At 34.3% G+C, this 23490-nt stretch carries 27 protein-coding genes; 22 read left to right on the top strand and 5 right to left on the bottom strand.

Going from position 1 to position 23490, the window contains the following annotated elements; all coding sequences use genetic code 11:
* Nucleotides 1-93 precede the first annotated feature (93 nt).
* Nucleotides 94-258, bottom strand: coding sequence for a hypothetical protein (locus AK212_RS13630; protein ID WP_016931019.1), 165 nt, complete (start codon nucleotides 256-258; stop codon nucleotides 94-96).
* Between the two features lie 158 nt (nucleotides 259-416).
* Between AK212_RS13630 and AK212_RS06250 the strand changes: the two genes are divergently transcribed.
* Nucleotides 417-611, top strand: coding sequence for a CsbD family protein (locus tag AK212_RS06250; RefSeq protein ID WP_053029845.1), 195 nt, complete (start codon nucleotides 417-419; stop codon nucleotides 609-611).
* Nucleotides 612-813: 202 nt separating this feature from the next.
* Here the strand turns inward: AK212_RS06250 and popT are convergent, their stop codons facing one another.
* The gene (popT, locus tag AK212_RS06245; RefSeq protein ID WP_053029843.1) at nucleotides 814-1665 is read right to left on the bottom strand and encodes a polyprenyl-phosphate transporter PopT; all 852 of its coding nucleotides are present in this window, start codon (nucleotides 1663-1665) and stop codon (nucleotides 814-816) included.
* Between the two features lie 359 nt (nucleotides 1666-2024).
* Between popT and sufC the strand changes: the two genes are divergently transcribed.
* The 11 genes from sufC (at nucleotide 2025) to AK212_RS06190 (ending at nucleotide 13672) form a co-directional block, all read left to right on the top strand.
* Nucleotides 2025-2786, top strand: coding sequence for a Fe-S cluster assembly ATPase SufC (gene sufC / locus AK212_RS06240; protein ID WP_011276304.1), 762 nt, complete (start codon nucleotides 2025-2027; stop codon nucleotides 2784-2786).
* Between the two features lie 178 nt (nucleotides 2787-2964).
* The gene (gene sufD / locus AK212_RS06235; RefSeq protein WP_053029841.1) at nucleotides 2965-4272 is read left to right on the top strand and encodes a Fe-S cluster assembly protein SufD; all 1308 of its coding nucleotides are present in this window, start codon (nucleotides 2965-2967) and stop codon (nucleotides 4270-4272) included.
* 50 nt (nucleotides 4273-4322) lie between these two features.
* Nucleotides 4323-5564 (top strand): cysteine desulfurase, encoded by a 1242-nt coding sequence (locus AK212_RS06230; protein WP_053029839.1) that lies wholly within the window; start codon nucleotides 4323-4325, stop codon nucleotides 5562-5564.
* Nucleotides 5554-6015, top strand: coding sequence for a Fe-S cluster assembly sulfur transfer protein SufU (sufU, locus tag AK212_RS06225; RefSeq protein WP_053029837.1), 462 nt, complete (start codon nucleotides 5554-5556; stop codon nucleotides 6013-6015). The genes AK212_RS06230 and sufU overlap by 11 nt, the downstream gene beginning before the upstream one ends.
* A gap of 167 nt (nucleotides 6016-6182) precedes the next feature.
* The gene (gene sufB / locus AK212_RS06220; protein WP_053029835.1) at nucleotides 6183-7580 is read left to right on the top strand and encodes a Fe-S cluster assembly protein SufB; all 1398 of its coding nucleotides are present in this window, start codon (nucleotides 6183-6185) and stop codon (nucleotides 7578-7580) included.
* Between the two features lie 295 nt (nucleotides 7581-7875).
* The gene (locus tag AK212_RS06215; protein WP_053029833.1) at nucleotides 7876-8949 is read left to right on the top strand and encodes an NAD(P)H-dependent flavin oxidoreductase; all 1074 of its coding nucleotides are present in this window, start codon (nucleotides 7876-7878) and stop codon (nucleotides 8947-8949) included.
* 130 nt (nucleotides 8950-9079) lie between these two features.
* Nucleotides 9080-9928, top strand: coding sequence for a DUF72 domain-containing protein (locus AK212_RS06210; RefSeq protein WP_053029831.1), 849 nt, complete (start codon nucleotides 9080-9082; stop codon nucleotides 9926-9928).
* Between the two features lie 13 nt (nucleotides 9929-9941).
* Nucleotides 9942-10769: a sulfite exporter TauE/SafE family protein gene (locus AK212_RS06205; RefSeq protein WP_053029829.1), complete on the top strand. Its 828-nt coding sequence runs from the start codon at nucleotides 9942-9944 to the stop codon at nucleotides 10767-10769.
* 21 nt (nucleotides 10770-10790) lie between these two features.
* Complete coding sequence (locus tag AK212_RS06200) at nucleotides 10791-12110, top strand: bifunctional metallophosphatase/5'-nucleotidase (protein WP_053029826.1); 1320 nt, start codon at nucleotides 10791-10793, stop codon at nucleotides 12108-12110.
* Nucleotides 12111-12247: 137 nt separating this feature from the next.
* Nucleotides 12248-13168: a lipoyl synthase gene (gene lipA, locus AK212_RS06195; RefSeq protein WP_029376689.1), complete on the top strand. Its 921-nt coding sequence runs from the start codon at nucleotides 12248-12250 to the stop codon at nucleotides 13166-13168.
* 108 nt (nucleotides 13169-13276) lie between these two features.
* Complete coding sequence (locus AK212_RS06190; protein ID WP_053029824.1) at nucleotides 13277-13672, top strand: YutD family protein; 396 nt, start codon at nucleotides 13277-13279, stop codon at nucleotides 13670-13672.
* A 66-nt stretch (nucleotides 13673-13738) separates the two neighbouring features.
* On the opposite strand, the gene AK212_RS06185 is transcribed toward AK212_RS06190, so the two are convergent.
* Complete coding sequence (locus AK212_RS06185; RefSeq protein ID WP_037548938.1) at nucleotides 13739-14005, bottom strand: DUF3055 domain-containing protein; 267 nt, start codon at nucleotides 14003-14005, stop codon at nucleotides 13739-13741.
* 102 nt (nucleotides 14006-14107) lie between these two features.
* Between AK212_RS06185 and AK212_RS06180 the strand changes: the two genes are divergently transcribed.
* The 8 genes from AK212_RS06180 (at nucleotide 14108) to dltD (ending at nucleotide 20993) form a co-directional block, all read left to right on the top strand.
* Nucleotides 14108-14542, top strand: coding sequence for a DUF86 domain-containing protein (locus AK212_RS06180; RefSeq protein ID WP_053029822.1), 435 nt, complete (start codon nucleotides 14108-14110; stop codon nucleotides 14540-14542).
* A complete protein-coding gene (locus AK212_RS06175; protein ID WP_053029820.1) occupies nucleotides 14542-15333 on the top strand; it encodes a TIGR01457 family HAD-type hydrolase in 792 nt (263 codons plus the stop codon). Before AK212_RS06180 ends, AK212_RS06175 begins: the two co-directional genes overlap by 1 nt.
* A 19-nt stretch (nucleotides 15334-15352) precedes the next feature.
* Entirely contained in the window at nucleotides 15353-16318 is a 966-nt protein-coding gene (locus AK212_RS06170; protein ID WP_053029818.1) for a 2-hydroxyacid dehydrogenase, read from the top strand.
* A gap of 439 nt (nucleotides 16319-16757) precedes the next feature.
* On the top strand, nucleotides 16758-16883 hold the full coding sequence (locus tag AK212_RS12995) for a teichoic acid D-Ala incorporation-associated protein DltX (protein ID WP_107630223.1): 126 nt from the start codon (nucleotides 16758-16760) through the stop codon (nucleotides 16881-16883).
* A 14-nt stretch (nucleotides 16884-16897) separates the two neighbouring features.
* Nucleotides 16898-18355 carry a D-alanine--poly(phosphoribitol) ligase subunit DltA gene (gene dltA / locus AK212_RS06165; RefSeq protein WP_053029816.1) on the top strand — a complete coding sequence of 486 codons (1458 nt, stop codon included), beginning with the start codon at nucleotides 16898-16900 and terminating at the stop codon, nucleotides 18353-18355.
* Nucleotides 18352-19566, top strand: a complete 1215-nt coding sequence (gene dltB, locus AK212_RS06160; RefSeq protein WP_053029814.1) for a D-alanyl-lipoteichoic acid biosynthesis protein DltB — start codon at nucleotides 18352-18354, stop codon at nucleotides 19564-19566. The genes dltA and dltB overlap by 4 nt, the downstream gene beginning before the upstream one ends.
* 15 nt (nucleotides 19567-19581) lie before the next feature.
* The gene (dltC, locus tag AK212_RS06155) at nucleotides 19582-19818 is read left to right on the top strand and encodes a D-alanine--poly(phosphoribitol) ligase subunit 2 (protein WP_011276285.1); all 237 of its coding nucleotides are present in this window, start codon (nucleotides 19582-19584) and stop codon (nucleotides 19816-19818) included.
* Nucleotides 19815-20993 (top strand): D-alanyl-lipoteichoic acid biosynthesis protein DltD, encoded by a 1179-nt coding sequence (dltD, locus tag AK212_RS06150; RefSeq protein WP_053029812.1) that lies wholly within the window; start codon nucleotides 19815-19817, stop codon nucleotides 20991-20993. Before dltC ends, dltD begins: the two co-directional genes overlap by 4 nt.
* Nucleotides 20994-21074: 81 nt before the next feature.
* Here the strand turns inward: dltD and AK212_RS06145 are convergent, their stop codons facing one another.
* On the bottom strand, nucleotides 21075-21317 hold the full coding sequence (locus AK212_RS06145) for a NifU family protein (protein ID WP_002433501.1): 243 nt from the start codon (nucleotides 21315-21317) through the stop codon (nucleotides 21075-21077).
* Nucleotides 21318-21420: 103 nt separating this feature from the next.
* Here AK212_RS06145 and AK212_RS06140 point away from each other — a divergent pair, with 103 nt between their 5' ends.
* Nucleotides 21421-21741 (top strand): YuzD family protein, encoded by a 321-nt coding sequence (locus AK212_RS06140; RefSeq protein WP_053029810.1) that lies wholly within the window; start codon nucleotides 21421-21423, stop codon nucleotides 21739-21741.
* 75 nt (nucleotides 21742-21816) lie between these two features.
* On the opposite strand, the gene AK212_RS06135 is transcribed toward AK212_RS06140, so the two are convergent.
* Entirely contained in the window at nucleotides 21817-22881 is a 1065-nt protein-coding gene (locus tag AK212_RS06135) for an NAD(P)/FAD-dependent oxidoreductase (protein ID WP_053029808.1), read from the bottom strand.
* 358 nt (nucleotides 22882-23239) lie between these two features.
* Between AK212_RS06135 and AK212_RS06130 the strand changes: the two genes are divergently transcribed.
* On the top strand, nucleotides 23240-23485 hold the full coding sequence (locus AK212_RS06130) for a YuzB family protein (protein WP_053029806.1): 246 nt from the start codon (nucleotides 23240-23242) through the stop codon (nucleotides 23483-23485).
* Nucleotides 23486-23490: the final 5 nt, after the last annotated feature.

The raw sequence follows: 23490 nt of genomic DNA, 5'->3' as shown, positions 1-23490 counted from the left end.
CCTAGCAAAGAGAATTTCATTAAGAAATGCTTCAAGTAAAGCAAGCTAGGAGTGGACGACGAATTTTAAAAGAATTCTGTCCACTCCTTTAATTTAGAAAGATTTTCTATCTTTATACAGTATGCCGACACCTTGCCCGCCAGATCCCATTGTATAGTCAAATTTTATAACTTCAATATATGGATTTTCTTCTAAGAAACGATTTACCTTTTTAGTGAGGCCGCTTTCAGTCATTGCAGTAAAATTAATGAATTTCATTATAACCACTCCTTAAATTGATTTATTTCATTATCATTATAGTTGAACGCATATGTAAAATGAAAAAATTAAATTTTTACGAATACGATGTTTAAACATGTTATAGTGTGGTATTTATTACTATACAAGATATACAGACTATCAAGGAGGAATCTCAAATGGCTGAAGATAAATTTGAACAAGCAAAAGGTAATTTAAAAGAAACTGTTGGTAATGCCACTGACAATAAAGATTTAGAAAAAGAAGGTCAAAGCGACAAAGCTTCTGGTAAAGCTAAAGAAGTTGTTGAAAACGTTAAAGAAAAAGCAAACGATGTTATCGATAAAGTAAAAGGTAACAACGATAATAAATAATTTGTTTATAATACGAAGCGCAAGTGCCTAGCACTTGCGCTTTTTTGGCTCTTTGTCAAATCGGATTGGTGAGTCCTAATGTTGAGATTAAGCAACCTTAGGTTGTTTAATCTCTTTTTTATAGAGTCATTTTTTTCTTTATAATCAGACAAATCGCCAACGATGATGACTATCGTTGGCGATTATTTTTTAATACTATTGATTACACATTCTCATCTGTAATTTGGCCGAGCCAATAACTGCCGGCAAAACCGACGATTAATGTGATGATTGAAAGTGTCCACTCAACACCAGTTTGAGGAAGACCCGGGAAAACGGCATAGACGGAACCAATAACGAATCCAGTTATTAATGCGAATGTGGTATAGAAGTGATGATGCAAGAAGTATTTAATAATACGACTAGATAATAAGAATCCTGCTAATACACCTAAACCTACAACGATTAATATTGGAAGGCCATCGAAGTTTAATTTAACTAAATCAGCAATGGCTAACATAATTGTTCCATAAGTACCAAATACAAGTAGCATGAATGATCCAGAAATACCAGGTAATAACATTGCACTTGAAGCACACGCACCAGCTAAGAAATATTTAATAATAAGACCAAATGATAAATCTAGTGATGTATCAGCGCTTTGATTACCAGAATTCATTAATGTTATCACTACTAAAATAATGATACCTACTAACATAATGCCGTAGTGTTTTGTTGTAAATGTTTTATTAAATTTTGCTGTTCTTAATAAGTAAGGGATAATACCAATGATTAATCCTGTAAAGAAGAACATGGTAACCACTTGATGATGTTCTAATAAATAATTGATTAAGTTACTTAATATGCCAATGGCTAAAGCCATACCAATTAATATAGGAAGTAAAAACTTTAAGCTAGGCCAAAATCGCTTGGAGAATATACCGCTTATTGAAGAAATAAAGCCATCATATATGCCTAATAATAACGCGATAGTACCTCCGCTAATTCCAGGAACTAAATCGGTTGTTCCCATACCGAACCCTTTTAATATATTAATCCACTTAAAATTTTGCATGAACGTCTCCTTTCGAAATAGGTTAAATAGCATGATAACAGACTTTTGAAGAATAATAAAATATTAAGATTGTAATATTATAATTTTTATAAATATTGCACTAAATGAATGGAGTTTGTGTCTGAATTATTTCTATTGAGAACTGTAAGCCTTTGATTATCAGTTGCAAGAAAAAATTGACTCTTAGATAAAAATTATTTTAGATAAATAATCACTATAATTTAGAGTTTTAATAAGTTTATATTAAGGGCTATTTGCGTTATAATGAAGTGTATTAAAGTACACAAAGTCTTTTTGACTACAAATTAAAATTATTATAAACTAGTTAAGAAAACTTTATATTTACGGAGGGAATATAAATGTCATCAACATTAGAAATTAAAGACCTACATGTGTCTATTGAAGATAAAGAAATTTTAAAAGGTGTTAATTTAACTATTAATACAGGCGAAATACATGCAATTATGGGGCCAAATGGTACGGGTAAATCAACGTTATCATCAGCGATTATGGGACATCCATCATACGAAGTAACGCAAGGTGAAGTGTTACTTGACGGTGTTAACATTTTAGAATTAGAAGTTGATGAAAGAGCTAAAGCTGGTCTGTTTTTAGCAATGCAATATCCATCAGAAATTACTGGTGTAACGAATGCTGACTTCATGCGTTCAGCGATTAACGCGAAACGTGAAGAAGGACAAGAAATTAACTTAATGCAATTTATCAAGAAATTAGATAAAGAAATGGATTTCTTAGATATTGATAAAGATATGGCTCAACGTTACTTAAACGAAGGTTTCTCTGGCGGTGAGAAAAAACGTAACGAAATCTTACAATTAATGATGTTAGAACCTAAATTCGCTATTCTTGATGAAATCGATTCAGGTTTAGATATCGACGCATTGAAAGTTGTATCTAAAGGTATTAACGAAATGCGCGGTGAAGAATTTGGTGCATTAATGATTACACACTATCAACGTTTATTAAACTACATCACACCTGACAAAGTGCATGTTATGTACGGTGGTAAAGTAGTTAAATCAGGCGGCCCTGAATTAGCTAAACGTCTTGAAGAAGAAGGCTATGAGTGGGTTAAAGAAGAATTTGGTGCTAAAGAATAATCTAGCAGTCGTTTGTTTTTAAATGATGAAACTAGATGCAGATTATTAATGTAAATAGTTGCATTAATAATGACGATTGAATATGTGAGACTGAGACATCGAACATATAAATAAAGTTATTATTTCGATGGTGTTACAGTCGCTAAAATTTTTCATCAAGTAGGAGGAAAAGAGAGTTATGACAACCGAAACTTTAAACATTTCTGAAGAACAACTTGTTGATTATTCTAAAGCGCACAATGAACCTTCTTGGATGACTGAGTTACGTCAAAAAGCGTTGAAATTAACAGAAACTTTAGAAATGCCAAAACCAGATAAAACGAAATTAAGAAAATGGGACTTTGATTCATTTAAACAACATAAAGTCGAAGGACAAACGTTCAATGATTTATCAGAGCTTCCAGATGCGATTAAAAACATTATTGACGTTGAAAACACTAAAAATTTAGTCGTACAACATAATAATGCTTTAGCTTATACGCAAGTATCACAAGAAACACAAGATAATGGCGTGATTATTGAAGGCTTATCTGAAGCATTAGTTAATCATGGAGATTTAGTACAAAAATATTTAATGACAGATGCAGTTACAGTTGATGAACATCGTTTAACTGCATTGCATACGGCTTTAATTAATGGTGGCGTATTTGTTTATGTACCTAAGAATGTCGTTGTTAAAGATCCTATCCAATATGTTGTGTTACACGATGATGAGAATGCTAGCTTCTTCAATCATGTGATTATTGTTACTGAAGAAAGTGCTGAAGTGACATACGTTGAGAACTATTTATCAACTGTAAGTGGTGAAGGTAACCAACTCAACATCATTTCTGAAGTCATTGCAGGTGCAAACTCTAATATTACGTATGGTTCAGTTGACTATTTAGACAAAGGCTTTACTGGTCACATTATCCGCCGCGGTACAACTGCTGCAGATGCATCAATTAATTGGGCATTAGGTTTGATGAATGAAGGTAGTCAAATCATTGATAATACAACTAATTTAATTGGTGATCGTTCAACAAGTGAACTTAAATCCGTTGTTGTTGGTACAGGCGACCAAAAAATCAACTTAACGTCTAAAATTGTTCAATATGGTAAAGAAACGAACGGTTATATCTTAAAACATGGTGTAATGCGTGAGAATGCATCATCTGTATTTAATGGTATTGGTTACATTAAACATGGTGGTACGAAATCTATCGCTAACCAAGAGTCACGTGTCTTAATGCTTTCTGAGAATGCCAGAGGTGACGCTAACCCAATCTTATTAATTGATGAAGATGATGTAGAAGCAGGACACGCAGCTTCAGTAGGTCGTGTTGACCCTGAACAACTTTACTATTTAATGAGTCGTGGTATTTCTCAAAAAGAAGCAGAACGATTAGTGATTCATGGTTTCTTAGACCCTGTAGTACGTGAATTACCAATTGAAGATGTTAAACGTCAATTAAGAGAAGTTATCGAACTTAAAGTTAATAAATAAACTTATCAATCCCAAAGAGATTTTTAATATAAGAAAGGTCGTGAAATAAAGTGGCCGAAACTTCATTAAATGTTGAGGAAATTATTAAAGATTTTCCAATATTAGATCAAAAAGTTAATGGAAAAAGATTAGCGTACCTTGATTCAACAGCTACAAGCCAAACGCCAGTTCAAGTATTAAACGTATTAGACGATTACTATAAACGATACAATTCCAATGTACACCGTGGTGTGCATACACTTGGCTCACTAGCTACTGATGGATACGAAGGTGCTCGTGAAACTGTAAGACGTTTCATTAACGCTAAATACTTTGAAGAAGTCATCTTTACAAGAGGAACAACTGCCGCAATTAATATTGTTGCGCGTAGTTATGGAGATGCCAATATTGAAGAAGGCGACGAAATTGTTGTTACTGAAATGGAACATCATGCCAATATTGTTCCATGGCAACAATTAGCTAAACGCAAAAATGCCTCATTAAAATTCATTCCAATGACAGAAGAGGGTGAATTAAATATTGAGGATGTTAAGGCAACAATTAATGACAACACTAAAATCGTAGCCATAGCACATGTATCTAATGTTCTAGGTACGATTAATGACGTCAAAGAAATCGCTAAAATCGCGCATGAACACGGTGCGATTATAAGTGTCGATGGTGCACAATCTGCGCCACACATGAACATAGACGTTCAAGATTTAGACGCTGATTTCTTCAGTTTCAGTGGCCATAAAATGTTAGGACCTACTGGTATTGGTGTATTATACGGTAAACGTGACTTATTAAAAGACATGGAACCAATTGAATTTGGTGGGGATATGATTGACTTTGTAAGCAAATATGACGCTACATGGGCAGATTTACCTACTAAATTTGAAGCAGGTACACCAATCATTGCTCAAGCTATTGGCTTAGGAGAAGCAATTCGCTACATTGAGAATATAGGCTTCGATGCTATTCATGAACATGAAAAAGCATTAACAGAATATGCTTATGAACAAATGTCATCGATTGAAGGACTTGAAATATACGGTCCGCCTAAAGATCGTCGTGCCGGTGTTATCACATTTAACTTAGCTGATATTCATCCACACGATGTTGCTACTGCAGTAGATACTGAAGGTGTTGCTGTAAGAGCTGGACACCATTGTGCACAACCATTAATGAAATGGTTGAACGTATCATCTACTGCGCGTGCAAGCTTCTATGTTTACAATACTAAAGAAGATGTAGACCAACTTGTTGAAGCATTGAAACAAACGAAGGAGTTTTTCTCTTATGAATTTTAATAATTTAGATCAACTTTATCGATCTGTAATTATGGATCATTATAAGAATCCTAGAAATAAAGGCGTTTTAGATAATGGCTCAATGACTGTAGATATGAACAATCCTACTTGTGGTGACCGCATTCGATTAACGTTTGATATTGAAAATGGCATCATTAACGATGCTAAATTCGAAGGAGAAGGTTGTTCTATTTCAATGTCTAGTGCATCTATGATGACTGAAGCGGTGAAAGGTCATTCACTAGGTGAAGCGATGCAAATGAGTCAAGAATTTACTAAGATGATGCTTGGTGAAGATTATGAAATCACTGAAGATATGGGAGACATTGAAGCACTTCAAGGTGTATCTCAATTCCCAGCTCGCATCAAGTGTGCAACATTAGCCTGGAAAGCACTTGAAAAAGGAACAGTTGAAAAAGAAGGTAAAGCAGAAGGTTCGACTGAAGAGTAATCGGCCAGTTTTGTGTAAGACTTTATTATCTTATTTAAAGCTTAACCTTAACTTTTTACACGTTTGACTTTTTATGAAGGTTGCATATTGTTACAATGACAATAGACAATAATGAATATTAAAAATCTCGCGCACGTCGTTTTAAATATATTTAAGGAGTGATTGAAATGGCTAAAAAAGCACCTGATGTTGGAGATTACAAATATGGTTTCCACGATGAGGATGTTTCCATTTTCAGATCAGAACGTGGTTTAACTGAAAATATCGTTAGAGAAATTTCAAAAATGAAGGAAGAGCCTGAATGGATGCTTGACTTCAGATTAAAAGCTTTAAAATTATTCTATAAAATGCCAATGCCTCAATGGGGTGGCGATTTATCAGAATTAAACTTTGATGACATCACATACTACGTTAAACCTTCAGAGCATACAGAACGTTCATGGGACGAAGTACCTGAAGAAATTAAACGTACATTTGATAAATTAGGTATTCCAGAAGCTGAACAAAAATATTTAGCAGGTGTTTCTGCACAATATGAATCAGAAGTTGTATATCACAACATGGAAAAAGAATTAGAAGAAAAAGGTATCATCTTTAAAGATACAGATAGTGCTTTACGTGAAAACGAAGAACTATTCAAAGAATACTTTGCTTCTGTTATTCCAGCAGCTGATAACAAATTCGCAGCATTAAACTCAGCTGTATGGTCAGGTGGTTCATTCATCTATGTACCTAAGAATGTTAAATTAGATACACCATTACAAGCATACTTCCGAATTAACTCAGAGAACATGGGTCAATTCGAACGTACATTAATTATTGCTGATGAAGGTGCATCAGTGAACTACGTTGAAGGTTGTACTGCACCAGTTTATACTACAAGTTCACTACACTCAGCAGTAGTAGAAATCATCGTTCACAAAGATGCACACGTACGTTACACAACAATTCAAAACTGGGCAAACAACGTTTATAACTTAGTTACTAAACGTACATTTGTGCATGAGAATGGTAACATGGAATGGGTAGATGGTAACTTAGGTTCTAAGTTAACTATGAAATATCCAAACTGTGTTCTTTTAGGTGAAGGTGCGAAAGGTAGTACATTATCTATCGCCTTTGCTGGTAAAGGTCAAGTACAAGATGCTGGTGCTAAAATGATTCACAAAGCACCTAACACATCTTCAACAATCGTATCTAAATCAATTTCTAAAAATGGTGGTAAAGTAATCTATCGTGGTATCGTTCACTTCGGACGTAAAGCGAAAGGTGCACGTTCTAACATTGAATGTGACACGTTAATTTTAGATAACGAATCTACTTCAGATACAATTCCATACAATGAAGTATTTAATGACAATATTTCATTAGAACACGAAGCGAAAGTTTCTAAAGTATCAGAAGAACAATTATTCTACTTAATGAGCCGCGGTATTTCTGAAGAAGAAGCGACAGAAATGATCGTTATGGGCTTCATTGAACCATTCACTAAAGAATTACCAATGGAATATGCAGTAGAAATGAACCGTTTAATCAAATTCGAAATGGAGGGCTCTATCGGTTAATCATTCAGCATTACCGATTGTGCTTAATCATAAGTGAGTCTGGGAAAAAATAATAAAATGAAGCTATTTTGCGAATTCGCAGTAGCTGACTGAACTGAGAAGGCGCTTAATTCAAGCTTTTCTTAGTTCTAGTCACCCTTGTGGGGGTGGGACAACGAATTTAAAAAGAATTCTGTCCCACTTCCACTTTTTTATATAGTAATGGACAAGTTTATTGAAAATTAGAGTAGGGAATAAGTTGAACAATACAGATATAGTATGTGTAACTACTCATTATAGAGAAGGTGGCGTTAACATGTGGTATGACAATCAATTCACAGAGGCTTTAAATATTCAATATCCCATTATTCAAGCAGGTATGGCCGGTAGTACAACACCAGAACTTGTGGCATCTGTTAGTAATAAAGGTGGATTAGGATGTATTGGTGCAGGCTACTTTACAACTGAAAAGTTAGAACAAGAAATAGAACAAGTTCGATCGTTAACAACGCAACCATTTGGCGTAAACTTATTTGTACCAGGGCAACATACGTATACCAATGAACAAGTTGAGCGTATGAATGCTTGGCTAAAACCTTACCGTAAGGCTTTAAATCTTGAAGAACCTGTCATTAATATCTCAGAAGCACAACAATTTAACCAGGCAATTCACATGATTATTAAAAAGAAAATACCAGTGTGTTGCTTTACCTTTGGTATACCATCACAAGATATCATTAAACAACTGAAAGATGCTCAAGTCACTTTAATAGGTACGGCAACATCTGTTGATGAAGCAATTGAAAACGAACAGGCAGGCATGGATATAGTGGTTGCGCAAGGTAGTGAAGCAGGTGGCCATAGGGGGTCATTTTTACCAAGTAAACAGCAATCAACACCACTAATTGGCACAATGAGTTTAATTCCTCAAATTGTTGATCAAGTCACGATACCAGTTGTTGCTGCAGGCGGTATCATGGATGGTCGTGGCGTATTAGCGAGTCAAGTACTAGGGGCGCAAGGCGTTCAGATGGGGACAGCATTTTTAACTACAGTGGAAAGTGGTGCGAATGATTTAGTGAAACAAGCGGTGCTACATAGTAAGGAAACGGACACTGTTGTTACGGACGTCTTTAGTGGTAAATTTGCGCGTGGCATCCATAATGAATTTGTGGAAAAACTGTCGCAATATGTAGGTGTTCTACCACCGTATCCAGTTCAAAATCAATTAACCAATGCAATTAGAAAGACTGCGGCTTCCAATGGTAAACGTGAATGGACACATATGTGGAGTGGTCAATCGCCACGTTTAGCTACAGCGCAACATGTAGATCAATTCATGGATAATCTTGTCGAACAAATTGAGGCGTTATTGAAGGCTGTGCAATAGTATGGATTTATAAAAACAATGTGAGCTGTAGGGTTCTGCATTTTCCAAAAAATAATAAGATAATGTAAAGATGGGATAGAACAAGTGATATCTTAAAATTGAATATGGTATCATATACCTGGTGATAAAAATGATTAATATAGGTCTTACTGGATGGGGCGATCATGATACGTTATATGAAGATTTGGAACGACAATCGGACAAGTTACAAACGTATGCAAGTCACTTTCCTATTGTTGAACTTGATGCATCATATTATGCCATCCAACCTGAACGAAATATCATGAAATGGATTAAAGAAACACCTGATCGCTTTGAATTTGTTGTGAAAATTCATCAAGCGCTCACATTGCATGCAGATTATAAAGATTATGCAGAAACAAGAAGTGAATTATTTGCGCAATTTAAGCGTATGTTACAACCACTCATTGACCATCATAAATTAGCTATGGTACTAGTTCAATTTCCACCTTGGTTTGATTGTACGGCACAGAACATCAAGTATATCTTATACGTTCGTCAGCAATTATCAGATATACCGATTTGTGTTGAATTTCGTCATCAATCATGGTTTAACGAACAATTTAAAGAGCAAACGCTCTCATTTTTAATGGAACACCATATAATCCATTCAGTTGTTGATGAACCACAAGTAAGAGAAGGATCTGTACCACTCGTTAACCGTATTACTACTGAAACAGCGTTCGTCCGTTATCATGGAAGGAACAGACAAGGATGGACTAAAAAAGATATGACAGATCAAGAGTGGCGTGATGTGCGATATTTATATAATTACAATAAGGAAGAGCTTACCGATTTAGCTAATAAAGTTAGGATTTTAGAACAAAAAGCCAAAAAAGTTTATGTCGTATTCAATAATAATTCAGGTGGCCATGCTGCTCAAAATGCTAAAACATATCAAGATATTTTAGATATTGAATACACAGGTTTAGCTCCCCAACAATTAAAATTATTCTAAGAGGCGAAATATAATGTTAGTGACAATTATTTTATTAGTGCTTATCGGTCTTTTCTCTGCCATTTTAGGGTCATTAGTAGGCATTGGTGGAGGTATTATCATCGTTCCTACACTGGTTTATTTAGGCGTGACGCACGATATATTACATGGTATAACACCGCAAATAGCAATAGGAACATCATCTGTGATTTTAATCGTCACAGGTTTATCTTCATCACTAGGCTATTTAAAGACGAAGCAAGTGGATATCAAGAATGGCTCTATTTTTTTATTTGGTTTACTACCGGGTTCGTTGCTAGGGTCATTTTTAAGTAGATACCTTACTTTAGAATCATTCAATTTATATTTTGGTATTTTCATGATTATTGTCTCTATTATTTTAATGGTAAGACATAGAATCAAACCGTTTAAAATCTTTGATAAAGAGAAATATCGTAAAACGTATATTGATTCTGAAGGCAAGACGTATCATTATAGTGTACCGCCTTTATTTGCATTTGTTGCGACGCTATTTATCGGTATATTAACTGGTTTATTTGGTATTGGTGGTGGCGCATTAATGACGCCACTCATGTTAATCGTCTTTAGATTTCCACCTCATGTTGCAGTAGGTACAAGTATGATGATGATCTTCTTTTCAAGTGTAATGAGTTCCATAGGGCATATCATACAAGGTCATGTTGCGTGGTCTTATTCTATCGTCCTCATTATTTCAAGTTACATTGGTGCTCAAATTGGTGTGCGTGTCAATCACTCAATTAAATCTGAAACGGTTGTCACACTTTTGCGTACGGTGATGTTGATAATGGGTGTGTACTTAATTATTAAATCTTTTCTTTAAATAAAAATAGGGGGAATTTAAGTGAAGTTAACCATTTTTCACACGAACGATATTCATAGTCATTTAAACGAATATGCACGTATTACATCTTATATGGCAGAACATAGACCTCAACTTCAACATCCCTCACTCTATTTAGATATAGGCGACCATGTAGATTTATCGGCACCGGTGACCCAAGCAACGATAGGGCGTAAAAATGTCGAGTTGCTTAACGAGGCACATTGCGATATTGCGACAATTGGTAATAATGAAGGAATGACGATTTCACATGAAGCGTTAAATCAGTTATACAACAACGCGAAGTTTGACGTGATTTGCACCAATGTTATTGATGAGGAAGGGCATTTACCACATAATATAGCATCGTCGTGTATTAAAGACATTGAAGGTGTTCGTATTTTATTCGTGGCGGCTACAGCAGCGTTTACACCATTTTATCGTGCACTTGATTGGATTGTTACAGATCCGTTAGAAGCGATTAAAGATGAAATTGCCAATCAACAAGGTAATTACGATGTACTTATTGTGATGAGTCATGTTGGCATCTTCTTTGATGAAAAGTTATGCCAAGAGATTCCGGAAATTGATGTCATTTTAGGTAGTCACACGCATCATCATTTTGATAAAGGTGAAATGAACAATGGTGTACTTATGGCTGCTGCCGGAAAATATGGATATTACTTAGGTGAAGTTAATTTAACTATTGAAAATAAAAAGGTTGTTAATAAAGAAGCCATGATTTATCCAGTTGAAACGTTGCCTTTAGTTGACACGGATTATGAGTCTGAAGGGAAAGCGCTTATGAGTGAGCCAGTGATTGATCATCCTATCAATTTAAGTAGTAAAACCGATGTGATTACTAAAACGACGTATTTATTAGCAGAAAGTGTATTCGAATTCACGAATACAGATTGTACGATCATTAATGCAGGGCTTATCGTAAAAGGCGTTGAAGCAGATCGACTAACAGAATACGACATTCATAAAATGTTGCCGCATCCGATTAATTTAGTGCGTGTACGTCTAACAGGTGCTGAACTTAAAAAAGTCATTATCAAAAGTCAAAAGCAAGAATATATGCATGAACATGCGCAGGGCTTAGGCTTTAGAGGCGATATTTTTGGTGGTTATATATTATATAATTGTGGCTATATTCAGTCAGACAATCGCTTCTTTGTTAATGGTGAAGAAGTGATTGATGATAAGACATATACGCTAGGAACAGTTGATATGTATACCTTTGGTCGATATTTCCCAATATTAAAAGGTAAATCAATTGATTATTTAATGCCTCAATTCCTTAGAGATATTTTCAAGGATAAGTTATTAAGATTATAATAAAATAGTGCGAGATATATTTGTTCATTAAATAGAAATTGTGTGAATCACGAAATTTATAGCTTATTACGTTTTAATTTAATGTAAAGTTCGTTATAATAGGAAAAGATAGATTATACAGGAGGGTATACGTGGTTATGGCTACTAAAAATGAAGAAATCTTACGTAAACCAGATTGGTTGAAAATTAAGCTTAACACGAACGAAAACTATATTGGCCTCAAGAAAATGATGCGTGAAAAAAACTTACACACTGTTTGCGAAGAAGCAAAGTGTCCAAATATACATGAATGTTGGGGAGCTAGACGTACGGCTACATTTATGATTTTAGGTGCGGTCTGTACAAGAGCATGTCGTTTCTGTGCTGTTAAGACAGGCTTACCTAATGAATTAGATTTAAATGAACCAGAACGTGTTGCAGAATCAGTTGAATTAATGAACTTGAAACACGTTGTTATCACTGCTGTTGCACGTGATGACCTAAGAGATGCAGGTTCAAACGTTTATGCTGAAACGGTACGTAAAGTACGTGAGCGTAATCCATTCACTACAATCGAAATCTTACCATCAGATATGGGTGGTGACTATGAAGCACTAGAAACTTTAATGGCTTCTAAACCAGATATCTTAAACCACAACATCGAAACAGTACGTCGTTTAACACCGAGAGTTCGTGCACGTGCTACATATGAACGAACATTAGAATTCTTACGTCGTTCTAAAGAATTACAACCAGATATTCCTACTAAATCAAGTTTAATGGTTGGCTTAGGTGAAACGATAGAAGAAATCTACGAAACAATGGATGATCTTCGTGCAAATGATGTAGACATACTAACAATTGGTCAATATTTACAACCATCACGTAAGCATTTAAAAGTTGAAAAATATTATACGCCATTAGAATTTGGTAAATTAAGAAAAGTAGCTATGGACAAAGGATTCAAACACTGTGAAGCTGGCCCTATGGTACGTAGTTCTTATCATGCCGATGAACAAGTAAATGAAGCGGCTAAAGAAAAACACCGTCTAGGTGAAGAAAAATTACAACAAAATTAATTTAAACATGTGAATAGTTTAGATTAAGTTTTTAGAGACTTAGGTTGCACATTTTTTACTGAATTGTGTAATCTAAGTTTTTATTATACGAGTTAAAGGTGACAAATTATGATTAAGATAGGTCAACAATATTTTGAAATCATTGAAGATTATAGATCGTGTTTTGATGAAGAATTAGTTGCATCGAGATATTCAGATATATTAGATAAATATGATTTTGTCGTAGGAGATTTTGGATATGACCAGTTACGTTTAAAAGGCTTTTACAAAGATACCAATAAAAAAGCTGAAATATCTAAACGTTTTTCAAGTATTCAAGATTATATATTAGAATATTGTAATTTTGGTTGTCCTTATTTTGTATTGCGTCATTTATCTAATAAAGAAGTACAACAATTAGAACATGAAAAAGATGATGTCATTTTGTCGGATACAGAAGATAAGTTGCATGACGTCAAAATAAAACCTACGATTCAAGAAGTTAAACACCATGATGAACAATAAAAATAATCAAATAAGCTGTGAAAAAATCATGATAAAAGATTTTTTCACAGCTTATTTAAATTGAAATTATTGAATAACTTGATTCAGATATTCAATAATTTCATCACTTTCTTCTTGGCTTACACCTAGAATATGCGCGATGTAGCCTTCTTCTTCAATATCATCTGTACCGATGATACCAAATTTATTTGTTTGCATATTTAACACAAGCGTTTTACCATAATGACGGTCTGTTTGAACAAGCATTAAATCATATCGACTGTGTTCACCTACAAAGCCTACAAATTGCACTTGGCTTTGTTCTTCATCGTCATATAAGTACATATCTATCATAAGAGTAGAACTCCTTTTATCTTTGTATTTTAATTTAGTATAACGACAAATGAAGACCGATGCAAAACTGTGATATGATAGACATATTAAGAGGTGAAGGATATGTATTTTGTAGATAAAGATCAACTTACTTTAAAATTAACTTACTTAAATCAATTAATTAAAGATTATGAAGCAAATAAAGAAAATCATTACGCATTTGAACGTATCGCTCAAATGTTAATTGAATCATCTGTGGATATAGGGAATATGATTATTGATGGTTTTATCTTGAGAGACCCTGGAAATTATAAAGATGTCATTGATATTCTTGAACTTGAAGGCGTTATTTCGAAATCTACACAGCAACGTGTAAATGAAACGATTGATGTTAGAAAGCAGTTCGCACACAATTACACGGAATTAGATGATGCTAAGATTCAACCGTTATTTGATCATGCTTTGCCGTATTATGAACAGTTTATTCAAGAGGTAACGCAATTCCTTGAGAAAGAGAATGTGCCGGTTACTGCTTTTGGAAAAGGAGACAACAGCTAATGAAAAATTATAAAGGTTATTTAATCGATTTAGATGGAACAATGTATTTAGGTACAGACGAAATTGATGGTGCAGCACAATTTATCGATTACTTAAACAATCATCAAATTCCACATTTATATGTTACAAACAATTCTACAAAGACACCTGAAGAGGTAACGCAAAAATTAAAAGAGATGAAGATTGATGCGAAACCTGAAGAGGTTGTCACATCTGCGTTAGCAACAGCCAATTTTATTGCCGGTGAGAAAAGTGATGCTACAGTATATATGTTAGGTGGTAATGGCTTACGCACAGCGTTAACTGAAGCAGGATTAACTGTAAAAGACGATGAAAACGTAGATTATGTTGCGATAGGTTTAGATGAAAATGTCACTTATGAGAAGTTAGCCGTTGCAACGCTTGCAGTACGTAAGGGTGCACGTTTTATTTCAACAAACCCAGATGTATCTATTCCTAAAGAACGTGGTTTCTTACCAGGTAATGGTGCAATTACGAGTGTAGTAAGTGTATCAACGGGTCAAGCCCCTCAATTTATTGGTAAACCTGAACCAGTCATTATGGACATTGCATTAGATATCTTACAATTGGACAAATCTGATGTAGCAATGGTCGGTGATTTGTACGATACAGATATCATGTCAGGGATTAATGTCGGTGTAGATACGATTCATGTTCAAACAGGTGTAACGACGTATGAAGAATTACAAGAGAAAGATCAACAACCTACATATTCATTTAAAGATTTAAATGTAGCAATTGCAGAATTAGAAAAAAATGCCCAAAAATAGATAAAGGGGTGGCACGACAATGGTGAAAATTCTAGTCACACGTCAGGTTCCAAATCGTTTCATTGAACAATTGGAACAACTCGGCGACGTTAAAATGTGGGAAGAAGCATTTGAACCTATGCCTAGAGCGCAATTTTTGAAGGAAATAGAAGACGTAGATGCATGCTTTATTACATTGAGTGAAACGATAGATGCAACCTGTCTGGAACACGCGAAAAACGTGAAGATTATTGCAAATATGGCGGTTGGTTTTGACAATATTGATGTTGAGTTAGCAAATCATAAAGGTATTGTTGTCACTAATACGCCTCAAGTACTTACTGAAACAACAGCTGAATTAGGATTCACATTAATGTTAGCTGTAGCGCGACGTATTGTTGAAGCAGAACACTACGTTCAAAATGGCGAATGGAAAAGTTGGGGGCCTTATTTGTTATCAGGCAAAGATGTCCATGGTTCTACTGTAGGTATTTATGGTATGGGTGATATTGGAAAGAGCTTTGCACGTCGACTGCAAGGGTTTAATGCAAATATCTTATATCATAATCGCTCTAGACATGAAGATGCAGAAACGCAACTCAATGCAACCTACGTACCGTTTGATACGTTATTAGCAGAAAGTGATTTCGTCATATGTACTGCACCGTTAACGCCGGAAACGGAAAATAAATTTAATAAAGATGCATTTTCAAAAATGAAAAACGATGCTATCTTTATTAACATTGGCCGTGGCGCTATTGTAGATGAGGAAGCATTAATTGATGCATTGAACAATCAAGATATTGGTGGTTGTGGCTTGGATGTCTTACGCGAAGAACCTATTCAGCTTGACCATCCACTACTGAAAATGCCTAATGCAATTATATTACCGCATATTGGCAGTGCTTCAGTAGCAACGAGAGATCACATGATTCAATTATGTGTGGATAATATTGCTGCGATATTAAAAGGGGAAGCACCACTTACACCAGTAACAAATAAATAAAATGATAAAGAACTTCTAACGTTTAGGTAATAATTTACTATTTAACGATAGAAGTTCTTTTATATTATCTAACAGTTTTGTTATGTCGTATGTAATTGTTAAGTAGGTTAATTGGTACTAATATAATTAATGTCATTTAAATTCATCCATGGCATTACAAGGCGTACTTAATGTGGATACTGACTCACTTACTTCTATGAACTTGGAAATATGAATGGCAGTGTCGTTATCGTAACATCTTGAAGTGCAAAATTTAATTTGCTATAAAAACAAATTTTAATTATAATAAGATGAATGTATAATATATAAAAATTATATTTAATGAATTTGCTTTTTCGGAGCTTCAAATATCCTTCGCGAGAAAAGCGATTAATTCGCTCCGATAATTGACATGATAGTGAGGTGCAATAGTGCATTGAAAGAGAATAATCATAAAATAATGCAATATTATGAGAAAGCTAAACCCTATTTAGTAACGCTTCTCTATTTAGCTATATTTATTGCGCTGTACCTAATTTATGGTTCCGGCGATACACATAATAATTTCATTTATAATGAATTTTAATAAGGAGTCTAATTATGACAGATATCATAAATTTAATAAATGACTTCGGTCAACGTCATCCTCAACGTGTAGCAGTTAGACATAAAGATGAAACATTAACATATCAACAATTAATGGATGAATCTAGTAAATTAGCGCATCTATTACAAGATAATAAGAAACCATTAATCGTATACGGACATATGTCTCCTTATATGTTAGTGGGTATGATAGGTGCGATTAAAGCAGGGTGTGGATATGTTCCAATTGACACATCCGTACCGAGTGAACGTGTAAATATGATTATAAATAAGGTTCAACCTGAAATGATATTTAACACAACAGATTCACGCTTAAATCAGCCTGGTATTCAAGAGCTGACAATCCAAAGTATCCAAGACTCAGATAATCCAACACTATTTGATAGTCAAATGGGATTAACAGACGTGGTATATACAATCTTTACATCTGGCTCAACAGGTGAACCTAAAGGGGTTCAAATTGAATATGCAAGTTTAATTGAGTTTGCAGAATGGATGGTATCACTTAACGAGTCTGAAGGTGCACAAGAATGGTTAAATCAAGCACCATTTTCATTCGACTTATCAGTCATGGCAATCTATCCTTGTTTAACTTCAGGTGGCACATTAAATTTAGTAGATAAGGACATGATCAACAAACCTAAATTGTTGAATGACATGTTAGTTAATACACCAATAAATGCATGGGTGTCTACACCATCATTTATGGAAATGTGTCTATTATTACCTAACCTTAATGAAGCAAGTTACCCAAGTTTAAATCATTTCTTCTTCTGTGGAGAAATCTTGCCGCATAGAACTGCTAAAGCTTTACTAGATAGATATCCAAGTGCGGTAGTTTATAACACGTATGGACCTACCGAAGCGACAGTAGCAGTTACAGGTGTCAAATTGACGCCTGAAATTATTGAAACGTATAATCCGCTACCAGTTGGTGTTTCAAGACCGAATACAACATTATTTACAACGGATGAGGGTGAACTTGTAATTAAAGGTAATAGTGTTAGTTTAGGTTATTTAGATAATAAAGAAAAAACAGAAGCGGTATTCAACTTTGAAGATGGCCTTCGCATTTATCATACTGGTGATAAAGCAATCGAAAAAGACGGACAATGGTTCATTCAAGGAAGAATTGATTTCCAAATTAAACTTAACGGTTACCGAATGGAATTAGAAGAAATTGAAACGCAACTTAGACAGTCAGAATTCGTAAGAGAAACCGTAGTCGTACCAGTGTATAAAAATAACAAGGTTATACACTTAATCGGTGCGGTTGTTCCAACCGAAGAAGTTAAAGATGATTTGGAAATGACAAGACAAATTAAATCCGAACTTAAATCTCGCTTACCTGAATATATGATTCCGAGAAAATTTGTTTGGATGAAACAATTACCATTGACTTCAAACGGAAAGCTTGATCGTAAACAAGTGGCAGAGGATATTAACGCATGATTCCATATGGTACGTTTACCTTCTTCTTAGTTGCATTTATAGTACTTTTACCAGTCATCATACTCGGATTCTTAGGTAAGCGAAGCTATATATATAACGGTATAAGTACTGCAATTATGATTGTCGTCATTTTTTCATCAGATAAACATAATTTATTCGGTAATAAATATTTAAGTATTCAACTTATTAGTTTTATCATTTATCTCATTTGGCAAGTGCTATTAATCATGGGATATTATAAATCGAGACAGAAAAATAATACATTTAGTAAGTTTGTCATTGTGATGATTTTATCCATTTTACCATTAGCGATTGTTAAAGTATTACAAAGCTCATGGTTAGGTGGTCAACAAATTCACTTCCATGAACATAAACTAATTGAATTTGTAGGTTTCCTAGGTATTTCATATGTAACGTTTAAAAGTATTCAGTTAATTATGGAAATACGCGATGGCTCTATAAAAGAAATTAAAGTGGGCAAGTTGTTCCAATTTATTTCTTTCTTCCCAACAGTGTCTTCAGGACCGATTGATCGCTATAAACGTTTCGTCAAAGATGATAAAAAGGTTCCTACAGGTGAACAATATAGAGAAATGGTTGCTAAAGCGATACATATGATTATGCTTGGGTTCTTATATAAATATATACTCGCTTATTTAATCAATGTCTATGCAATTCATCCATTATTGATGGATTTGAATGGTTTTACGCATAAATGGCTGTATATGTATGCTTACAGTTTTTATTTATTCTTTGATTTCGCAGGATATAGTTTGTTTGCTGTAGCGGTAAGTTATTTATATGGTATCAATACACCACCTAACTTTAAGCAACCTTTCAAAGCGAAGAATATTAAAGATTTCTGGAACAGATGGCATATGTCATTATCATTCTGGTTTAGAGATTGTATCTATATGCGTACATTATTCTATATGTCACGTAAGAAAACATTCAAAAGTCAATTTGCGATGTCTAATTTCGCATTCTTCCTAAACTTCTTTATCATGGGTGTGTGGCATGGTTTAGAGTTATTCTATATCGTTTATGGTATTTATCACGGCCTGATGTTTATCGGTTATGGTTACTATGAACGTTGGAGAAAGAAACATCCACCACGTTGGCAAAATGGTCTTACTACAGCATTAAGTATTATCATTACATTCCATTTTGTAGCATTTGGATTTTTAATCTTTTCAGGAAAATTAATTTAAAAGGAGTCATAAATTATGGAATTTAAAGAACAAGTATTAGATTTATTAGCTGATGTGGCAGAAAATGATGTTGTAAAAGAAAACCCTGATGTTGAAATCTTTGAAGAGGGTATTATCGATTCATTCCAAACAGTAGGATTATTACTTGAAATTCAAAATAGATTAGGCATTGAAGTATCAATCATGGATTTTGATCGTGATGAGTGGGCAACTCCTAACAAAATTGTTGAAGCATTAGAAGAATTACGATGAAATTAAAACCATTTTTACCAATTATTATTAGCGGCATATTATTTCTAGCCTTTGTGTTAATGCCTGCTAGCTGGTTTACTGGATTAGTCACGAACAAGGCTGTCGCTAATAATAGAATATCTTTAACAGATCAAGTTCTTAAAGGTACGCTCATTCAAAATAAACTATTTAGTAATGACAATTATTATCCTATCTATGGATCTAGTGAATTGAATAAGTTAGATCCATTTAACCCTGCACTTGCATTACATAATAGAAAAGACACTAAGCCCATCTTTTTAGTGGGTACGGGTGGTAATACCGATTTAATTAATGCAATTGAATTAGCTGGTCAATATGATCAACTTAAAGGGAAAAAGATGACGTTTATTATTTCGCCACAATGGTTTAGTACGCATGGTGTGAATAATCGTGATTTTGCAGCACGAACAACACCTACCCAAATTAATCAGTTATTTCAACAAAAAGATATGCCTTCAGAATTAAAGGAAAGATATGCCAAACGCTTATTACAATTTAAAAGTGCGTCAAATAAAGCATTCTTGAAAGATGTTGCTAACAATCATGGCGAGGTAGATGGTCATTATGTTTCACGCTTTAAAGAGAATCAATTACTTAAGATTGAAGCAATTAAAACATACTTCTCATTTGATAAATCACCTTTATCACATGTGAAAACGATAACTGAACCGAATGCGTCATGGAAAGAAATGCAAGATAAAGCTATAGCTTTAGGTGAGAAACGCTCATCATCTAATAACTATGGCATCCGCAATGAATATTGGAAACAATTGATGCACCAAAAGCCGATGAATCATCGTCAATATGAGTTTAAAATGAACTCTCCAGAATTTAATGATTTATCATTATTAGTAGATACGATGCATCAAGCAGGTGCAGATGTACAATATGTCATTTTACCGGTAAATGGTAAATGGTATGATCATTTAGGTATTAAACGCGCCACAAGAGAACCTGTCTATAAGAAAATACACCAAACTGTTGCAGCACATGGTGGTAAAGTGTATGACATGTCAGATAAAGACTATGAAAAATATGTACTTAGTGATGTCGTTCACGTAGGTTGGAAAGGTTGGGCGCATATGAACCAACATATCGTTCAACATATGAATGATGATAATAAAGACCAAGAAAAACATCAGGATCATAACTAATAAATAAAAGCACCAATGATGAGCGTGTGAAAACGCTATTCATTGGTGCTTTATTGTATATATAAACGATATATTAGACGTTTAGAATACTTGTTCAACTTCGATAACGCCTGGAACTTCTTCGTGTAATGCACGTTCAATACCGGCTTTTAATGTGATTGTTGAGCTTGGACACGTACCGCAAGCTCCGTGTAATTGTAATTTCACGATGCCATCTTCAACATCTACTAACGTACAGTCTCCGCCGTCACGTAATAAAAAAGGACGTAAACGCTCAATGACTTCAGCTACTTGATCAAACATTGTTGCATTCTCAGTAGGCATGAGATATGTCTCCTTTCAAGTAAATTACTTCATAAATTCATTATTTATTTATTATAATAGATAAAGAAAGAAAAATCTATAAAACAAAACGGGGGATTTGAGTATGACTAAAGTTAGCGTGGTAGTTTACGGCGCAGATGTTGTGTGCGCGAGTTGTGTCAATGCGCCAACATCATTGAATACATTTGAGTGGATTAAGCCTTTATTAGAAAGAAAGTATCCAGACATTCAATTTGAATACACATATATTGATTTTCAAAAACAAACAGAAAATTTAAGTGATCACGACCAACACTATATTGAACAACTTGAGGAAGATGAGTTATTCTATCCATTAATTACAATGAATGATGAGTATGTAGCAGATGGATATATTCAAACGAAGCAAATTACCAATTTTGTCGATAAACATTTTGCAAATTAATAGCAATCTTTATAATAGTAAAATAGAACACGGGATTAAGTCTGAACATGCTCAGACCTAATCCCGTGTTTCATCTTAACCGTTATGATATTTATATAGCCATAAAACACCAGATTTAAGTATATGCGCAAGACGTCCGGTAACTGTACGGTCCATAATATAGGCAAATCCTTTCTTTTCACCAAGAGAACCAAGGAAACCTTGAACTTTTAATTCGGGCATTTTATCTGGTAGTGGTTCATTACTCCATTGTTTCTTGAGTACATCAGCGATTTGATCACCTTGTACTTCAGCTAATTGAGCACTTGGTGCATGCGGTAAATCAGCACAATCACCAACGATAAATACATTTCGATACGTTGGCACTTGATGATATTGATTAATAATGACACGTCCGCTTCGATTGATATCGATAGGTAAGTGTCTTACAACTTCAACAGGTTGAATACCCGCAGTCCAGACAACCAAATCAACATTTTCTGGTGATCCACTATTATAAATTTTACCTGGTTCTACTTTATCAATTAAAGAATTTGGAACGACTTTTACATTGTTTTCGCGGAACCATTTGGCAATATAGTTACTTAATTTTTCAGGGAAATTTCTTAAAATGCGTTCACCACGATCATAAAGGATAACTTCTAAATCTTCACGACTTTCACGCAGCTCACTTGCTAGTTCGATACCACTTAATCCAGCGCCAACGATGCCTACACGTGCACCACTAGGTAATTCACTAATACTATGGAATGTTTCGCGAGCTTTAGAAAGTGTTTGAATGCTGTGCGTATACGCGTCAGCACCAGGCACATTATGATATTTATCTTCGCAACCTAAGCCAATGACTAATTCATCATAATCCACCTTCGTATGACCAACAGATACGATTTGAGCATCTAAATCAATATCATTAATTTCGCCATAAATCGTATTAATGCGTTCTGAATCAGGAAAATTCATGCGCACATCATTATCAGACTTAGTACCCGCTGCTAAAGCATAAAATTCTGGTTTTAAACCATGAAATGGCATACGGTCAATTAATGTTAAAGTATAATTTTCTGGTAATGCATCTGGTAGAATACGCGACATGATACGCATATTACCATAGCCGCCACCAAGTAACACTAAATTTTTCATTTGTTATACCCCTTTATAAAAAATTTGTTATTCCGAAATAAATTTTGACTTATACCCTTTGAATTAAGCAAACTTTTGTAAATAAACGATACTTTAATTTGAAAGCTTTAAATTAATAAAGTTATTTATCGCCGACATTTATTGCCCCTAACAATAAAGTGTGCGATATATGTATATGTGTATTATATCTTTTTTTCAAAATGACTACAATGAAATGTATGATATGGAAAATGAAGTTAATGATTTCTAGTCGGAGAAATTCGTTGTAAATAGTAGGGAAATGATGAGCCAGGACAATGCAGTTCTAAGTAAGATTTGTTATAATAATGTAATTAAAAAATGAAGAAGAAGGTGAAGTATGTTTCCATTAGTCGAATTTTGCATTTCTAATATGGCAAAAGGCGGAGACTACGTTTACGATAAACTTGATAACGATCCCAATGTGGATGTATTAGAATATGGATGTTTAAACAACTGTGGCGTATGTTCATGTGGGTTGTATGCATTAGTAGATGGTGATACTGTTGAAGGTGATACACCTGATGAGTTATTAAGCAATATTTATAAACATATAGAAGAGAATGATTTTACTAACTTATTATAGGAGGA

This window comes from Staphylococcus borealis (genome assembly GCF_001224225.1).
GTDB lineage: Bacteria > Bacillota > Bacilli > Staphylococcales > Staphylococcaceae > Staphylococcus > Staphylococcus borealis.
The sequence above is the reverse complement of the archived record's forward strand: the minus strand, read 5'-3'. Positions and strand labels throughout refer to the sequence as shown.

Coding starts and splice junctions, on each gene's coding strand:
- AK212_RS13630 (WP_016931019.1), bottom strand. CDS start 258: ATGAAATTCATTAATTTTACTGCAATGACTGAAAGCGGCCTCACTAAA.
- AK212_RS06250 (WP_053029845.1), top strand. CDS start 417: ATGGCTGAAGATAAATTTGAACAAGCAAAAGGTAATTTAAAAGAAACT.
- popT (WP_053029843.1), bottom strand. CDS start 1,665: ATGCAAAATTTTAAGTGGATTAATATATTAAAAGGGTTCGGTATGGGA.
- sufC (WP_011276304.1), top strand. CDS start 2,025: ATGTCATCAACATTAGAAATTAAAGACCTACATGTGTCTATTGAAGAT.
- sufD (WP_053029841.1), top strand. CDS start 2,965: ATGACAACCGAAACTTTAAACATTTCTGAAGAACAACTTGTTGATTAT.
- sufU (WP_053029837.1), top strand. CDS start 5,554: ATGAATTTTAATAATTTAGATCAACTTTATCGATCTGTAATTATGGAT.
- sufB (WP_053029835.1), top strand. CDS start 6,183: ATGGCTAAAAAAGCACCTGATGTTGGAGATTACAAATATGGTTTCCAC.
- AK212_RS06215 (WP_053029833.1), top strand. CDS start 7,876: ATGTGGTATGACAATCAATTCACAGAGGCTTTAAATATTCAATATCCC.
- AK212_RS06210 (WP_053029831.1), top strand. CDS start 9,080: ATGATTAATATAGGTCTTACTGGATGGGGCGATCATGATACGTTATAT.
- AK212_RS06205 (WP_053029829.1), top strand. CDS start 9,942: ATGTTAGTGACAATTATTTTATTAGTGCTTATCGGTCTTTTCTCTGCC.
- lipA (WP_029376689.1), top strand. CDS start 12,248: ATGGCTACTAAAAATGAAGAAATCTTACGTAAACCAGATTGGTTGAAA.
- AK212_RS06190 (WP_053029824.1), top strand. CDS start 13,277: ATGATTAAGATAGGTCAACAATATTTTGAAATCATTGAAGATTATAGA.
- AK212_RS06185 (WP_037548938.1), bottom strand. CDS start 14,005: ATGATAGATATGTACTTATATGACGATGAAGAACAAAGCCAAGTGCAA.
- AK212_RS06180 (WP_053029822.1), top strand. CDS start 14,108: ATGTATTTTGTAGATAAAGATCAACTTACTTTAAAATTAACTTACTTA.
- AK212_RS06175 (WP_053029820.1), top strand. CDS start 14,542: ATGAAAAATTATAAAGGTTATTTAATCGATTTAGATGGAACAATGTAT.
- AK212_RS06170 (WP_053029818.1), top strand. CDS start 15,353: ATGGTGAAAATTCTAGTCACACGTCAGGTTCCAAATCGTTTCATTGAA.
- AK212_RS12995 (WP_107630223.1), top strand. CDS start 16,758: ATGCAATATTATGAGAAAGCTAAACCCTATTTAGTAACGCTTCTCTAT.
- dltA (WP_053029816.1), top strand. CDS start 16,898: ATGACAGATATCATAAATTTAATAAATGACTTCGGTCAACGTCATCCT.
- dltB (WP_053029814.1), top strand. CDS start 18,352: ATGATTCCATATGGTACGTTTACCTTCTTCTTAGTTGCATTTATAGTA.
- dltC (WP_011276285.1), top strand. CDS start 19,582: ATGGAATTTAAAGAACAAGTATTAGATTTATTAGCTGATGTGGCAGAA.
- dltD (WP_053029812.1), top strand. CDS start 19,815: ATGAAATTAAAACCATTTTTACCAATTATTATTAGCGGCATATTATTT.
- AK212_RS06145 (WP_002433501.1), bottom strand. CDS start 21,317: ATGCCTACTGAGAATGCAACAATGTTTGATCAAGTAGCTGAAGTCATT.
- AK212_RS06140 (WP_053029810.1), top strand. CDS start 21,421: ATGACTAAAGTTAGCGTGGTAGTTTACGGCGCAGATGTTGTGTGCGCG.
- AK212_RS06135 (WP_053029808.1), bottom strand. CDS start 22,881: ATGAAAAATTTAGTGTTACTTGGTGGCGGCTATGGTAATATGCGTATC.
- AK212_RS06130 (WP_053029806.1), top strand. CDS start 23,240: ATGTTTCCATTAGTCGAATTTTGCATTTCTAATATGGCAAAAGGCGGA.